This window comes from Bradyrhizobium sp. SHOUNA76, from assembly GCF_023006445.1.
In the GTDB taxonomy this organism is placed as follows: domain Bacteria; phylum Pseudomonadota; class Alphaproteobacteria; order Rhizobiales; family Xanthobacteraceae; genus Bradyrhizobium.
Map to the genome: position 1 here is coordinate 25,094 of NZ_JALBHA010000018.1, position 15,619 is coordinate 40,712.

General features: G+C 64.3%; 14 protein-coding genes. 10 read left to right on the forward strand and 4 right to left on the reverse strand.

Annotated elements, in window-relative coordinates; translation table 11 throughout:
- The first annotated feature begins 51 nt into the window (after positions 1-51).
- The 6 genes from MOV74_RS04780 (at position 52) to MOV74_RS04805 (ending at position 5,989) form a co-directional block, all read left to right on the forward strand.
- On the forward strand, positions 52-1,449 hold the full coding sequence (locus MOV74_RS04780; protein WP_246918561.1) for an MFS transporter: 1,398 nt from the start codon (positions 52-54) through the stop codon (positions 1,447-1,449).
- 112 nt (positions 1,450-1,561) lie between these two features.
- Entirely contained in the window at positions 1,562-2,389 is an 828-nt protein-coding gene (locus MOV74_RS04785; protein ID WP_246918563.1) for a 3-keto-5-aminohexanoate cleavage protein, read from the forward strand.
- Between the two features lie 146 nt (positions 2,390-2,535).
- Positions 2,536-3,738: an MFS transporter gene (locus tag MOV74_RS04790; RefSeq protein WP_246918566.1), complete on the forward strand. Its 1,203-nt coding sequence runs from the start codon at positions 2,536-2,538 to the stop codon at positions 3,736-3,738.
- 174 nt (positions 3,739-3,912) lie between these two features.
- Positions 3,913-5,142, forward strand: a complete 1,230-nt coding sequence (locus MOV74_RS04795; protein WP_246918570.1) for a CaiB/BaiF CoA-transferase family protein — start codon at positions 3,913-3,915, stop codon at positions 5,140-5,142.
- Between the two features lie 143 nt (positions 5,143-5,285).
- Complete coding sequence (locus tag MOV74_RS04800; protein ID WP_246918593.1) at positions 5,286-5,501, forward strand: hypothetical protein; 216 nt, start codon at positions 5,286-5,288, stop codon at positions 5,499-5,501.
- 95 nt (positions 5,502-5,596) lie between these two features.
- Positions 5,597-5,989: a RidA family protein gene (locus MOV74_RS04805; RefSeq protein WP_246918596.1), complete on the forward strand. Its 393-nt coding sequence runs from the start codon at positions 5,597-5,599 to the stop codon at positions 5,987-5,989.
- 2 nt (positions 5,990-5,991) lie between these two features.
- Here the strand turns inward: MOV74_RS04805 and MOV74_RS04810 are convergent, their stop codons facing one another.
- The gene (locus MOV74_RS04810) at positions 5,992-6,654 is read right to left on the reverse strand and encodes a TetR/AcrR family transcriptional regulator (protein WP_246918608.1); all 663 of its coding nucleotides are present in this window, start codon (positions 6,652-6,654) and stop codon (positions 5,992-5,994) included.
- Between the two features lie 213 nt (positions 6,655-6,867).
- On the opposite strand from MOV74_RS04810, the gene MOV74_RS04815 reads away from it, so the two are divergent.
- Positions 6,868-8,103: an acyl-CoA dehydrogenase family protein gene (locus MOV74_RS04815; protein WP_246918611.1), complete on the forward strand. Its 1,236-nt coding sequence runs from the start codon at positions 6,868-6,870 to the stop codon at positions 8,101-8,103.
- Between the two features lie 136 nt (positions 8,104-8,239).
- Positions 8,240-9,298, forward strand: coding sequence for a phosphotransferase family protein (locus tag MOV74_RS04820; protein ID WP_246918620.1), 1,059 nt, complete (start codon positions 8,240-8,242; stop codon positions 9,296-9,298).
- A gap of 219 nt (positions 9,299-9,517) precedes the next feature.
- On the opposite strand, the gene argE is transcribed toward MOV74_RS04820, so the two are convergent.
- Positions 9,518-10,711 (reverse strand): acetylornithine deacetylase, encoded by a 1,194-nt coding sequence (argE, locus tag MOV74_RS04825; protein WP_246918630.1) that lies wholly within the window; start codon positions 10,709-10,711, stop codon positions 9,518-9,520.
- Positions 10,712-11,857: 1,146 nt separating this feature from the next.
- A complete protein-coding gene (locus tag MOV74_RS04830; RefSeq protein ID WP_246918638.1) occupies positions 11,858-12,643 on the reverse strand; it encodes an SDR family NAD(P)-dependent oxidoreductase in 786 nt (261 codons plus the stop codon).
- 135 nt (positions 12,644-12,778) lie between these two features.
- Between MOV74_RS04830 and MOV74_RS04835 the strand changes: the two genes are divergently transcribed.
- On the forward strand, positions 12,779-13,477 hold the full coding sequence (locus tag MOV74_RS04835; RefSeq protein WP_246918640.1) for a histidine phosphatase family protein: 699 nt from the start codon (positions 12,779-12,781) through the stop codon (positions 13,475-13,477).
- Between the two features lie 119 nt (positions 13,478-13,596).
- A complete protein-coding gene (locus tag MOV74_RS04840; protein ID WP_246918642.1) occupies positions 13,597-14,364 on the forward strand; it encodes an SDR family NAD(P)-dependent oxidoreductase in 768 nt (255 codons plus the stop codon).
- 207 nt (positions 14,365-14,571) lie between these two features.
- On the opposite strand, the gene MOV74_RS04845 is transcribed toward MOV74_RS04840, so the two are convergent.
- The coding region (locus MOV74_RS04845; RefSeq protein WP_246918644.1) for a serine hydrolase at positions 14,572-15,619 on the reverse strand (1,048 nt) is incomplete at its 5' end.

The following is a 15,619-nucleotide window of genomic DNA, read 5'->3' on the forward strand; positions in this document are numbered from 1 at the left end:
CGAAGCCCGCCAACGGGACGTCAACAAACAAGATCGGGAGGAATTTTTCTGATGGCTTCGACGCGCGCGATCCATGTCATGAGTCAATCCAGGAAGGCTGCCGCAAGCGGCTGGATCGGGTCGGCTCTCGAATATTATGACTTCTTCATCTACGCGACTGCCGCGTCGCTGATCTTCCCGCAAATCTTCTTCCCCTCGGACAATCCTACGGTCGCCATCGTCGCTTCATTGGCAACCTATGGCGTCGGCTATGTGGCCCGCCCGATCGGCGCCTTTGTGCTCGGACATTGGGGCGACACCCACGGTCGCAAGACCGTTCTCATCGTCTGCATGTTCTTGATGGGCTTCTCCACGATGGCCGTGGGCATCCTGCCGACCTATCAGCAGGTCGGCATCCTCGCGCCAGTTTTGCTCGTCATCCTGCGCCTGGTGCAGGGATTTGCTGTTGCCGGTGAAATCTCCGGCGCGAGCTCGATGATCCTGGAGCACGCGCCGTTCGGCCGGCGCGGCTTCTATGCAAGTTTTGCGCTCCAGGGCGTGCAGGCCGGGCAGATTCTAGCAGCAGCCGTCTTCCTGCCGCTGGCGGCCTACATGCCGACCGATGCCTTCAACAGCTGGGGCTGGCGGATTCCCTTCCTCCTCAGCTTCTTCGTCATCGTCGCGGGCTACATCATTCGCCGCGAGGTCGATGAGACACCTGCGTTTGCGCGGGAGGGCGAGCGGGGAGAAACGCCGCGGGCGCCCGTCATCCAGGCGATCAAGCTGAGCTGGCCCGACATGCTCAGGGTCATCTGCATGGCGCTGATGAACGTCATTCCTGTCGTGGCGACCATCTTCGGTGCGGCCTACGCGGTGCAGCCGGCCTATGGCATCGGCTTTGCCAAGGACGTCTATCTCTGGATACCGGTGCTCGGAAACATGCTGGCCGTCTTCGTCATTCCGTTCGTCGGCCATCTCTCCGACAAGGTCGGGCGAAAACCGCCGATCATCGTCGGCGCGCTGCTCTCCGGCTTGCTCGCGTTCGGCTATCTCTACGCCATCAGCATCCGGAGCGTACCGCTTGCGATCCTGCTCTCGCTTTTGATGTGGGGCGTCGTCTATCAGGGCTACAACGCGATCTTCCCGAGCTTCTACCCGGAGCTGTTCCCGACGCGCACACGCGTGTCGGCGATGGCGATCTCGCAGAACATCGGAACGACCATTACCGCCTTGCTTCCGGCCTTGTTTGCGACCGTGGCGCCGCCCGGCTCGGCCAACATCCCCCTGACGGTGGGGGCAATCGCCTTCGGCATCACGGTCATCGCCGCGCTGGCGGCTGTCACGGCCCGCGAAACCTATCGGATCAGCATCGACGATCTCGGTGATCCCAAGGCCGTTCCGATGGCGCGGGCCGACTACGAGCGCCAGCGTGCGGAAGCGGCGGGTGGTGCGGCCGCAATTGCGACCTGACGAGGGGAACGCCGCTGCGATCGATGATGGTTGCAGCGGCCGGTTTCCAGGCGTTATGTGACTTTCGTTTCGAACTTTGTGCGCTCGAGCGCGATCATCATGAGGATGCAGGATGAACCCCGCTGTCGTTGCTGTTGCTATTACCGGCTCTGTTCCGCGCAAGAAGGACAATCCCGCGGTGCCAATCTTGCCGGCCGAGCAGATCGAGTCGACGCACGAGGCCTTCGAGGCCGGGGCCACCCTTGCGCATATCCATGTTCGCAACGATGACGAGACACCGTCCTCCGACCCGGAGCGCTTCGCGCTGGTGCAGGAGGGGATCAGGAAGCATTGTCCTGACATGATCGTGCAGTTCTCGACCGGTGGGCGAGGGCGCGATCCCTCGGCGCGTGGATCGTCGCTCTATCTCAAGCCGGATATGGCCTCGTTGTCCACAGGTTCGGTGAATTTTCCGACCATCGTCTACGAGAACAGCGCCGCTCTGGTCGAAACCCTTGCCACCGGCATGAAGGCAAATGGCATTCGTCCGGAGATCGAGATCTTCGATCTGTCGCATCTGCATGGTGCTCGGCGTCTGATCGAGGCGAGGCTGATCGACGCCCGTCCGCACGTGCAGTTCGTTATGGGCGTCAAGAACGCGATGCCCGCGGACGAACAAGTCCTCGACATCCTGTTGGCAGAGCTGAGGCGGCTGATCCCGAACGCGACGTGGACCGCGGCCGGGATCGGACGTCATCAGGCCGAAGTCATGGGCTGGGCGCTGGCGCGGGGCGCCGATGCGGTTCGTACCGGGCTCGAGGACAATATCAGGGTCGACAAGACGCGCCTCGCCGCCAGCAATGCGGAGCTCGTGAGCATCGCCTGCGAGGCTGTCGCGCGCCACGGACGGCGCGTCGCGACTGCGGCAGAGGCGCGCTCCCTGCTCGGGATGGCAGGGTAGAGACGATCATCCCGCGCCTGACGTGTGCCTGACATGCTCCTGGTTGCCTTCTGCCATTCGGCGGTCGGCGTTCCCGTGGGCTGAGTCCCCGGCTAAGACAGGCCCACCGGCGCGATCTGCGCCGGCCGGGCAGGCGAACGTTTGGAATGCGGTTCTTGAAATCTGACAGCAGGCTGATCGGGGTCCTGCTGGTGCTCGCCATCACGCAGTTGGTCGGATGGGGCACGATCGGGCTTCCCGCCATCGTCGGGCGCGATCTCGCCGCCGATCTCGGCATGAGCCTGCCGGCGGTGTTCGCGGGGACGTCCGTTCTCTATGTCTCGATGGGCCTGTGCGCCCCGTGGCTCGCCAAATCATTTGCACGGCATGGCGCACAGACGGTGATGATGGTCGGCACGGTCGTGACCGTGCCCGGATTCATTCTTCTGTCCCTTGCGCGCGAGCCGATGCTTTATTTCGCCGCCTGGATCGTCCTCGGAATCGCCGGCAGCGCCACGCTCTCCACCGGCGCCTATATCATGCTGAACGAGATCGCCGGGCGGCAGGCCAAGAACGCGATCGGAGCCTTGATGCTGGTGACGGGCCTGTCCAGCAGCATCTTCTGGCCGACGACCTCGTTCCTGAGCGGTCACCTCGGCTGGCGCGGGACGTGCCTCGTCTATGCCGCGATGATGCTCCTCGTCAGCCTGCCGCTCTATGCGCTCGCACCGCGCCGGAAAATCGCCGGGAATGATGCTGGCGGGCCGGTCAAGTCGCCGCCGCCGCCGGCGATCCCCCGGAGCACCTTTGGCCTCGTCGTCGCCGCGATCACGCTCAACGCCTTCGTCAATTTCGGCATCAGCGCCATCATGATCGAGCTGTTGCGGGCGGAGGGGCTGGCGCCGGCGCAGGCGCTCCTCTTCGGCTCGATGCTGGGCGTGATCCTGGTCAGCGCCCGCGGGCTGGATCTTCTCGGCGGCGGGCGCTGGGACGGGATCACGACCGGGCTCGTTGCGGGCACGGCGCTGCCATTGGCGATGCTGCTGCTGATGCTGAGCGAGGGCGCGACCTGGGCCGTCGCGGTCTTCATCCTGCTCTACGGCGCCGGCAGCGGCGCGATGGCGGTGGCGCGGGCCACCATCCCGCTCGTGTTCTACGACCAGGCGGAATTCGCCAAGGCGATGTCGATGATCGCGCTGCCGCTCAATCTCGCCTCCGCGATCTCGCCGCCGCTCCTCGTCGGCCTGCTCACCCAGTTCGGCAGCCGCGGCGCGCTCGGTCTCACCTTCGTCTGCTCCTGCGCGACGGTGCTGATCCTGGTCCTGCTCGGCCGGCGACGGCCGCGGGTGGTGGCGGCGGCGCTGACCTGAGCCGATCAGGCTATATTCGCGGCGCGGAAAGTTGCGGACGGCAATTGCCTTCCGTCCCCGGCAGGAGATGGCCGTATGCCGCCAGTGCAGTGCTCAGCGCGCCAAAATGGTGTATCCGCAGGGAGCGCCGCTTCGAGCCGCCGCGCCAAGATCCAGTTCCCGGAGGAAATCGACATGTCGGCCCTGCCGCTTTCAGGCATCAAGATCCTTGACCTCACGCGCGTCCTCGCCGGGCCGTTGTCGGCCCAGATGCTGGGCGACCTCGGTGCGGAGGTGATCAAGATCGAGCGGCCGGGCACCGGCGACGACGCGCGCGCGTTCGGGCCGCCCTACCTGACCGATCCGGATGGGAAGGCCAACAACAACAATTCCTTCTACCTCTGCGCCAACCGCAACAAGAAGTCGGTCACGGTCAACATCGCCAAGCCCGAGGGGCAGGCCATCATTCGCGAGCTCGCCAAGGACGTCGACGTCTTCATGGAGAACTACAAGGTCGGCGACCTCAAGCGGTACGGCCTCGACTACGAGACGATCAAGGCGATCAACCCCGGCATCATCTATTGCTCGGTGACCGGCTTCGGCCAGACCGGTCCCTATGCGCCGCGCGCGGGCTATGACGCCATCCTGCAGGCGATGGGCGGCCTGATGAGCGTCACCGGCCATATCGACGGCGAGCCGGGCGAGGGCCCGATGAAGGTCGGCCCGTCGATCGTCGACTACATGACCGGCATGAACACCTCGATCGGGATTCTCTCGGCGCTCTACCATCGCGACGTCAACGGCGGGCAGGGGCAGCATATCGACGTCTGTCTGTTCGACACCGTCATCGCATCGCTGTCGCACTGGCTGCAGATCTACCTCGTCAACGGCAAGACCCCGCCGCGCCGCGGTACCTGGGGCAATGGCGGCATGCCGGCCGGCGTGTTCCGCTGCACCGACGGCGAGCTGATGCTGGTGGTCGGCAATGACGGCCAGTTCCAGCGCACCTGCGCCGTGCTCGGCGAGCCCGAGCTCGCCAACGACAAGCGCTTCATCAGGAACAACGACCGCGTCGTGCACGGCAAGGAGATCATGGCGATCTTCGCCGGCCTGTTCCTGAAGCAGCCGGTGGCCTACTGGCTGGAGAAGCTGGAGGAGGCCGGCGTGCCCTCGGGGCCGATCAACAATTTCGAGCAGGTGTTTTCCGATCCGCACGTCCAGTCGCGCGGCATGCGGGTGAAGACGCAGCACAAGTTCGAGCCCGATCTCTCGCTGATCCGCAACGCGCTGACCCTCTCGGGCACTCCGATCACCGAATATCGCGCTCCGCCGCTGCTCGGCGAGCACACCAAGGAAGTGCTCGGCGGCAAGCTCGGCTATGATGCGGAGAAGATCGAGACGCTGAAGCAGCAGGGGATCATCTAGCTTTGACGAAGCCGCGCGCGATCCCCGGGCTTGCCTGGGGCTTGCGGGCAATCCCCAGATAATCCCGGTCCGTAGTCGCACAGGCTTCCGTTCCCCGCGCGAGTCTGGTTCGATCCCTTCACGTGAGTCCGGGAGGGAAGTGAATGTCCTACACGATCGGGTTCCAGGCGAAGGACCAGAAGGCAATTCTGGCGACCGAGGCGGCTACCGCCAATCAGGCCGTCGCCATCGTTGCCGCACTGCGGCGGAGTGCCGAGGAAATCAAGTTCATCCGCTCGCCGCAGGAAGGCGAGATGGGCATCGAGATGCTGCTGCTGCTCGCCAAGGAAGAGGCCGAGGAGATGCCTCAGCGGGCCTAAACTCGCGGCAACTACACTTCGATCAAAAGCGAAGCATGCCGGCTGCAGAATAATGTAGTCAACGGTCAGTCTCGCTCGCACCGAAGGTGGTTGCCATGAAACGCGAAGCGCTCCGCGTCGAACCGATCTCGACGTTTCTCGACCGTCGCAACGCACCGGTCTCGCCGGTGACGCGCGCCGGCAACATGATCTTCGTTGCCGGCCTGCCGCCGTTCGACCCCGAGACGGGCGAGATCGCGGAAGTGCCGATCGAGCGGCAGAGCGAACTGATCTTGGAGCAGATGAAACTTTGCCTGCAGGCGGCCGGCGCCTGCCTCGACAACGTCATGAAGTGCAGCGTCTACAGCACCTCGACCAAGCATTTCGCCGCGTTCAACGCGGTCTATGCGCGTTATTTCCCAATCGATCCGCCGGCGCGGATCTTCGTCTGCACGCCGGAATGGTTCGGCCCCTTCGATGTCGAGATCGACTGCATCGCGATGACATGAGGTTACCGCGCCGCCACCCTTGACGGCGCCTTCGTCTCCGCCTTGCCCGCCGTCAGCGCCATCGTCGCCACGCTGACCACGCGCGCGACGACGTCCTCGACGTCGTCGAGATCGCATTTGCCTTCCGACAGTTTCGTCAGCCGCTCGCTCTCGCGGATGGTGTGGTGCGCCATCGCCAGCGCGAAGTTGAGGCCCCAGTAGATATCGACGTCGCTGCGCTCGGGCAGGGCGCGGCGCATCGCGCCGGCGAATTTCCGCAAATGGTCGATCTCGCGGTTCTTGATGCGGCGGATCGGCGGCACGGATTCGATCGAGGCGCGGATCATGAAGCGCGCCGCGGTCGAGCGCTGGTTCTCGGGACCGAGGCAGCCGCGCAGCGTCGGCCCGACCAGCGCATGCAGGATCACCTCGATCGGCGCGCGGCCGCCGCCTTGCTCTTCCGCCGCCTTCAACTCGCGCAGGCGCTCGCGGTTGGTGGCGATCGAGCGGGTGACAAATAGTTCCGCGATCAGCTCGTCCTTCGAGCCGAAATGATAGTTCACCGCCGCCAGGTTGACACCGGCCTCCGCGACGATGTCGCGCAGCGTCACGTCGCCAAAGCCGCGATCGGCATAGAGCCGTTCGGCGGCGGCGAGAATGGCAGACCTCGTATGATCGCTGGCCATGGATGCCCTCAGGGAGGGAGTTGCAATTCAAACACTTGTATGAAACTATCGTTTGAAGGCCGGAGAAAGTCAATCCGCAATCGCAACCCGTTCGCAACGCGCGAACGCGTTCGAAAGGCTCGCAATGTCAGCGCATTCGCGCTTGCGGGCCGTGCGCAGCGGGAGGACAGTCCGGTCAAAACAGCTTTGCAAAGCAAGACCGAGGAGCGTCCCATGGATTTCGATCTGTCCCCCAAGCAAAAGGAATGGCTCGACCGCGTGCAGTCGTTCATGGCCAAGCACGTGCGTCCGGCGGTGCCGGTCTATAACGAGCAGGACAAGAGCGGTGATCGCTGGAAGGTGATTCCGGTTCTCGAGGACCTCAAGAAGAAGGCAAAGGCCGAAGGCCTCTGGAACATGTTCATGCCGCCGAACGAGCATGAGGATGATGAATTCCGTGGTGCGGGATTGACCAATCTCGAATACGCGCTGTTGTCGGAGCAGATGGGCCACATCTCCTGGGCCTCGGAAGTGTTCAATTGTTCGGCGCCCGACACCGGCAACATGGAGGTGTTCATGCGCTACGGCTCCAAGGAGCAGAAGCGCAAATGGCTGCGGCCGCTGATGGACGGCGAGATCCGCTCGGCGTTCCTGATGACGGAACCCGCGGTTGCCTCGTCGGATGCGACCAATATCGAAACCAGCATCGTGCGCGACGGCGACCACTACGTCATCAACGGCCGCAAATGGTGGTCGTCCGGCGTCGGCGATCCCCGCTGCAAGATCGCGATCCTGATGGGCAAGACCGATTTCAACGCGGCCAAGCACCAGCAGCAGTCGCAGATCCTGGTTCCGCTCGACACCCCCGGCATCAAGGTCGAGAAGATGCTGCCCGTGTTCGGCTTCGACGACGCGCCGCACGGCCACGCCCAGGTGCTGCTCGAGAACGTGCGCGTGCCGAAGGAGAACATCCTGCTCGGCGAGGGCCGCGGCTTCGAGATCGCGCAGGGCCGCCTTGGTCCCGGCCGCATCCATCACTGCATGCGCACCATCGGCAAGGCCGAGGAAGCACTGGAGAAGATGGTGAAGCGTCTGATGTCGCGCACCGCCTTCGGCAAGAAGATCGTCGAGCACTCGGTATGGGAGCAGCGCATCGGCGAAGCCCGCACCAACATCGAGATGACGCGTCTGCTCTGCCTCAAGGCCGCCGACATGATGGACAAGGTTGGCAACAAGACCGCGCAGGCCGAGATCGCCATGATCAAGGTCGCGGCGCCCAACATGGCGTTGAAGATCATCGACGAGGCGATCCAGGCCTTCGGTGGCGCGGGCGTTTCCGACGAGGCAGGTCTTGCGAAGGACTATGCCGGCATCCGCACGCTGCGGCTCGCCGACGGTCCGGACGAGGTGCACAATCGCGCCATTGCAAGGCTCGAAGTTCGGAAGTATGCCAATTCTCCCAGGCACTAAAAACGGCGGAGAGCGCTGACCGCGCTCTCTTCACCGTCATTCCGGGGCGAGGCGCAGCATCGAACCCGGAATCTCGAGATTCCGGGTTCTCGCTGCGCGAGCCCCGGAATGACGAAAAAAATGAGGGAGCGTCACCGTGGCTGACGGCGTCAGGAAAGACGAAGAGTTCTCCGGCACCAAGCCGGTCGAGGAGCGGCATCGTATCGACGAGATGCGGCTCGAAGCCTGGATGCGCGACAACGTCGAAGGCTTCGAGGGGCCGCTGGTCGTGCTCCAGTTCAAGGGCGGCCAGTCCAACCCGACCTACCGGCTGGACACGCCGAAGCGCTCCTACGTGATGCGCAGGAAGCCGTTCGGCAAGCTGCTGCCTTCGGCGCACGCGGTCGATCGCGAATATCGCGTGATCGCAGCGCTCGGCAAGCAGGGTTTTCCGGTCGCGCACGCTTATGCGCTGTGCCAGGACGACGGTGTCATCGGCGCCGCCTTCTACATCATGTCGATGGAGGAGGGCCGGGTGTTCTGGGATCCGACGCTGCCGAGCCAGGCTCCGGAAGACCGCCGCAAGATCTTCACCAGCAAGATCGAGACGCTGGCGAAACTCCACATGTACGACCCCGCGGCGATCGGCCTCGGCGAGTTCGGCAAGCCCGGCAATTATTTCGCGCGCCAGATCGACCGCTGGACCAAGCAATATCGGGCGTCCGAGACCCAGCACATTCCCGAGTTCGAGAAGGTCGCGGAATGGCTGCCCAAGACCGTGCCGGAGCAGGCGCGCGTCTCGATCGTCCATGGCGACTACCGCCTCGACAACATGATTTTCCACGCGACGGAACCGCACGTGCAGGCCGTGCTCGACTGGGAGCTGTCGACGCTCGGCGATCCCATGGCCGACTTCACCTATCTGTTGATGCAGTGGATCATGCCGGGCCTCGATGGCGCCGACCTCAAGGCGCTCAACATCCCGAGCGTGGAAGAGGCCGCGCAGATCTATTGCAACGTCACCAAGATGACGGTGCCTGATCTCAACTGGTACTTCGCCTACAATCTGTTCCGCCTCGCCGGCATCACGCAAGGCATCGCCGGCCGCGTCCGCGACGGCACCGCCGCCAACGCCAAGGCCCTGGAGTCAGCCAAGCGCACCGTGCCGCTGTCAAAGGCGTCGTGGGAATACGCGCAAAAGGCGGGCGCGGTGTAGGAAAGAGGCGCGGCTGATGGCCGCGCCTTTTTGCTTGAAGTGTCGTAGCCCGGGTGAGCGCAGCGATATCCGGGACATTGGTCTCGCATGTCGCTTCGCTCATGCGGGCTACGAGACCTCCCGTAGGGTGGGCAAAGGCGCGTAGCGCCGTGCCCACCATCTTTCTGCGATCGCTGGCAGAAGTGGTGGGCACGCTTCGCTTTGCCCACCTTACGGCACCTACACCGTGCCCATCGCACAATGCGCGATCAGCCTTTCCACGAAGCCCGCGCATTTCTCCAGCTCGGCCATCTCCACGAACTCGTCCGGTGTGTGCGCCTGCGCGATCGATCCCGGTCCGATCACCACCGAGGGGATGTCGGCCATGCTGGCGAACAGGCTGGCTTCGGTGCCGAAGGCGACCTTGGCGTGGTCGTTGCGCCCCGCAAGGCTCTTGGCGAGCGTGACGATCGCGGCATCTGCTGTAGTGTCGAGCGCGGGGTAGTCGAGGATCTCCTCGAAATCGATGCCGCACTCCGGATGCCGCGCCTTCATCGCGGGCTCAAGCTCGGCCTTGGCCCAGGCGACGATAGCATCCGTGACCTCGCGCGACTCCGTGATGCCGATACCGCGGCATTCGAAATCCACCGTGCAGGTGTCAGGCACGATGTTCAGCGCCGCGCCGCCGTGCACGATGCTGGTGAGCAGCGTCGAATGCGGAACATCGTAGAGGCTGTCCGTTGATCGCGCGGCCGCGAGCGCAACAGCGCGGCGGCGGATCTCGACGATCAGCTCGGCGGCGTATTCGATCGCGTTGACGCCGTCGGGCGCGATTGAGGAATGGCGGGCAAGCCCGCGAAACGTCGCGCGCACGCCGTGCTTGCCCTTGTGGCCGATGATCACCTTCATCTCGGTCGGCTCGCCGACGAAGCAGCCGAGCGGCCTGATCTTCTTTTTTGCGACCTCGCCGAGCATCGGCCGCACGCCGACGCAGCCGATCTCCTCGTCATAGGAGATCGCCAGATGGATCGGAGTCCTGAGCTTGGCCTCCACCATCTCCGGCACCATCGCGAGGCACACCGCGACAAAACCCTTCATGTCCGTGGTGCCGCGGCCAAAGAGCTTGCCGTCGCGCTCGATCAGCTTGAACGGATCGTGGCTCCAGTCCTGACCGACCACGGGCACGACGTCGGTGTGGCCCGACAGCACGAAGCCCGGCCGATCCTCCGGTCCGATCGTGACCCACAGCGAAGCCTTCTGTCCGGTCTCATCAGTGATGCGCTCACCCTTGACCCCGAGGAAGGCGAGGTAGCTCTCGATATGGGCGATCAGCGGCAGGTTGGTGCGGTCGCTGACGGTGTCGAAGCCGATGAGCTCAGCGAGAAGGTGGCGGATGCGATCGGGTCGGGAACTCGGGAAGATCGGGTTGGGCATTGTCATTTCTTGTCGGAGGAAGACGGAGGCTGAGGCGCTTGCATGAACCATACCAACGTGGGGCTCCAATGAGCAAATCAACATGATGGTCCCGTAGCCTGGGTGAGCGAAGCGATGCCCGGGACCTCTGGTGCCGTGAGTCCCGGATGTCGCTTCGCCCATCCGGGCTACAAGATATCGCGTTGCCCGTCGGGCAAAACACGCCAGTGGTCGGTCAATCCGCACTGAGAAAAAGATTCCGCTTTACCGAAATTCGGAAATGGCGTATGTGTCGCGGCAACCCGGCCCAAGGAAGAGGGGCGTGTCGCGATCGTCACGAACGCGGGCCGGACGGCGGTGGACGCTGATTGCATCGGCGCGAAGAGCTTCGCAGGGCGGGCAACCGTGAGCGAAACACCTCGCGCGCACGACCGGTGTGATCGGCGTACGGCAAAATCGTGTGGTCCTGACGCCCGGGGTCTGTGCGTCAAGTCTCAGCGGTGATGTGGCGGCCCGACCGGGTCCGCGCATCGCAAGGCGACGGGGGCAATAGTGCATCGCTCCCCGGGGAGAGCACGACATAAGCCGTCAAACCACTGCGCAGGGAAGGCCGGTTGTTTGGCTTCACCTGTATGCCGCTGTGCAGATTTCGCTACTGCCTTTCGCACAGTGGACCGCGGGTGCCAGCCGGCGCCCGGTCTTCCCTGCGCCCTCTTTCAATTGAGGGTGAAGCGATGAAGCAAAGCTCGGGCGAAACAAGCCGCGAGGATGCGAAGGTGTGTCTGCGATTTGAGAGACGTAGGATGGGTAGAGCACTTGCGAAACCCATCATCTTTCAACGAAGGAAGTGTTGATGGGTTTCGCTTCGCTCTACCCATCCTACGAGCCGCCCCCGCACACTCCGTCGTTGCGAGGAGCCCTTGCGACGAAGCAATCCAAAGTCTTTCCGCGGCGGCAGTCCTGGATTGCTTCGCTCCGCTCGCAATGACGGTGCGGAAGCAATATCGCGCCGACACCTCATCTCGTGCCCCGGACGCTGCGCAGCACGAAGTGATGCGCTGCAGAGCCGGGGCCCATGTTGCAGCGAGCGCTGTGGCTTGCTGGGTCCCGGCTCTGCGCAGCAGCGTAAGAACGCCGCAGCGCGTCCGGGACACGAGCGCGTGCCCGCTACACCGGTTTCCCCGTATACGGCATCGACGCCGTCAGGCCACCATCCACCGGGAACGCCTGGCCGTTGACATACGAAGCTTCGTCGCTCGCCAGGAACAGGCCCATCGCCGCGAGCTCGTGCGGCTGGCCGGGGCGCTTGAGCGGGTTGAGCTGGCCGATCTTGTCTTGGGTACCGCGCTCCTTGGCGCGGTCGAAGATCGGCTTGGTCATGCCTGTTTCGATCAGGCCCGGGCACACCGCGTTGATGCGCACGCCGGTGCCGGTGAGCGAATACGCGGTGGTCTGCACCAGGCTGATCACGCCGGCCTTGCTCGCGGCATAAGGATGTCCGCTGGCGCCGGCCTTGAGGCCCGCGACGGACGCCGTCAGCACGATCGCGCCGGATTGCTGCTTCACCATATGCGGCATCGCATGCTTCACCGCGAGGAACGGCCCGATCAGATTGACGCGCAACACCTCCTGCCAATGCTCCACGGTCTGCTCGCCGAGTGGGACGAGCCCGCCGCTGACGCCCGCATTGGCCCAGATCACGTCGAGCCGGCCGTGGGTGTTCACCGCCTTGTCGATCACGGCGATGACATCAGTCTCGGAGCCCGCGTCGGCGATCATGGCTTCCGCGACGCCGCCGGCCTTTTTCACCTCCTCGACGGTCTCCTTCACCGCCTCGGTGCGATCGACCGCAATGAGCTTTGCGCCTTCCCTGGTGAACAACAGCGCGGCGGCGCGACCGATGCCGCTGCCGGCGCCGGTGATGATGACGGATTTGCCTTGCAGGCGGCCCATGCGTTTCTCCCTTGTGGTGCCTCGCGCGGCCCTTGCCGCGCGACGGAATTTCAAACAAGATTTCAAACGGTAAAGTGTCTTGAGACACGCTCACTACTGACGTACAGCGACATCAAACGGGATGGAAGGGTTTCGATGGCAGGTGCAGACAAGCCCAATGTGGTCACGACACGGTGGTGGTGGGTCCGTCACGCGCCGGTGCGCAACGACGGCGGCAACATCTACGGACAGTCCGACATCGCCTGCGACACCAGCGATACCTATGTATTCAACGCTGTTGCCAAGGTGCTGCCACGCAACGCGGTCTGGTATTCGAGCAATCTGCAGCGCACGCATCAAACGGCCGAAGCGATCTGGGCGGCCGGCTTCCCCAGGCCTGCGTCGATGAAGTGGGAAGCGGACCTCGCCGAGCAAAATCTCGGCCGCTGGCAGGGTATGAACCGCGCCCAGTTCGTCGCGAGCCGCCCCGTCGGCACGAGCTGGTTCGCCGACATCAACGAGCCCGCGCCCGGCGGCGAAAGTTTTATGGATCTCTACAACCGCACGCGCCGCACCATCGAGCGGATCAACAATGAGGCGGCCGGGCAGGACGTGATCGCGGTCGCGCATGGCGGCACGATCAAGGCGGCGCTGGGCCTCGCCCTCGACGGTCAGGCGGAGCGGGGGCTGTCGTTCGACATCGACAATTGCTCGGTGACGCGGCTCGATCATTTCGCAAGTCCCGAGCGTACGGTCTGGCGGCTGCCGATGGTGAACCAGCAGCCGTGGATCGCGGATGCTGCGCACGCGGCGATGCATCAGCCGGCCGGACCGGAAGTCAAGAAGCTCGCCTGAAGAAGTTGTCATTCCGGGATGGTCCGAAGGACCAGACCCGGAATCTCGAGATTCCGGGTTCGGTCCTGCGGACCGCCCCGGAATGACATCGAATACCAAAATCAATCTGGGAGAGAAACATGACCTTGTTCGACATGAAGGGGAAAGTCGCAGTCATCACGGGATCGACGCGCGGCATCGGGCTCGCCATCGCCGAACGCATGGCCGAGCACGGCGCCAAGGTGGTGATTTCCTCGCGCAAGGCCGACGTCTGCGAGCAGGTCGCCAAGGGCATCAACGACAAATACGGCAAGGGCACCGCGGTCGCGATCGCCGCCAATATCTCCTCGAAGGAGAACCTGCAAAACCTCGTCGACGAGAGCAACCGCGCCTTCGGCAAGATCGACGTGCTGGTCTGCAACGCCGCATCGAACCCGTATTACGGTCCGCTCGCCGGCATCTCCGACGATCAGTTCAGGAAGATTCTGGACAACAACATCGTCGCCAACAACTGGCTGATCTCGATGGTGGTGCCGCAGATGATCGAGCGCAAGGACGGCTCGGTCATCATCGTGTCCTCGATCGGCGGTTTGAAAGGCTCGACCATCCTCGGCGCCTACGCGATCTCCAAGGCCGCCGACATGCAGCTCGCGCGCAACCTCGCCTGCGAGTACGGCAAGCACAACATCCGCGTGAACTGCATCGCGCCGGGTCTGATCAAGACGGATTTTGCCAAGGCGCTGTGGGACAATCCGGAGAATTTGAAGGCCTCGACCGCGCGTTCGCCGCTCTTGCGCATCGGCATCCCCGACGAGATCGCGGGCGCGGCGGTGTTCCTGGGATCCGCGGCCGGCGACTTCATGACCGGCCAGACCATGGTGATCGACGGCGGCGCGACGATTAGTTGAGGTGTGAGATCAGGCCGAGGTGTGGCCGCGGCGAACAGTGCGCTCCCTCTCCCGCTTGCGGGAGAGGGTAGGGGAGAGGGTGTCTCCACGATGGGACAATCGCCTGGCCGAGAGAGCCCTCACCCGGCGCTGCGCGCCGACCTCTCCCGCAAGCGGGAGAGGTTGCACTGAGCTTGTCGCTCGATCGTTCCCTTCACGGAAGAAACCTCACTCCACCGCCGCGTAAACCAGATCCCGGACCAAGGTCCGCGTGTAGTCGCGCTGGCCGGGGCCCTGGCTCATGAACACCGCGAACAGGTCCTCCTTCGGATCGATCCAGAAGAACGTGCCGGCGATGCCGCTCCAGAAATACTGGCCGACGCTGCCGGGGAAGGGCGCGATGCCGGCCTCGCGACGCACTGCAAAGCCGAGACCGAAGCCGTGCCCGGGCGACAGCAGCGTGCCATTCGTCACGACATGCGGCCCGAGGTGATCGGACGCCATCAGTTCCAGCGTCTTGCGGCCGATGATCCTGTTGCCGTCGAGCGTGCCGCCGTTGCGCAGCATTAGGCAGAAGCGGGCATAGTCCATCGTGGTCGAAACCAGCCCGCCGCCGCCGGACTCCATCACCGGTGCTTCGTGCATGTTGAAGAGCGCGACCTTGTCGCCGGTCCAGGGATCGGCCGCGAACGGCTCGGCAAGCCGCCCGGCGTTGGCCTCGGAGGTCGAGAAGCCGGTCTCGGCCATCTGCAGCGGCGCGAGCACGCGCTCGGTGAGGAAGGCTCCGAGCGACTTGCCGCTGACGACCTCGATGATGCGGCCGAGGATGTCGGTGGAGCGGCTGTAGTTGAACTCCGCGCCGGGCTGGCAGACCAGCGGGAAGCTCGCCACCAATGCGGCGTGTTCGGCGTTGGTGATCTTGCGGCTGCGGACGCGGGACTCCTGGTAGAGCTTGTGCACGGGGCCATCGCCCTGGTGCTCGTAGGTGAGGCCCGAGGTGTGGCGGAGCAGGTCCTGCACGGTCATGGGCCGCGCCGGCGGCACCAGCTCGAGCTTGCCGTCCTTGACGATTCCGACCTGCTGGCTGGCAAATTCCGGGATGAACTTGGCAACGGCGTCGCTGAGCAGGAGGTGGCCGTCCTCGACCAGGGACATGACGGCGACCGAGACGATCGGCTTGGTCATCGAGAAGATCCGGAAGATCGAATCCCGCGCCATCGGCGCGGCGGCCGCCGGGCTCTGCTTGCCGAGCGCCTCGAACCAGCCGACCTGGCCG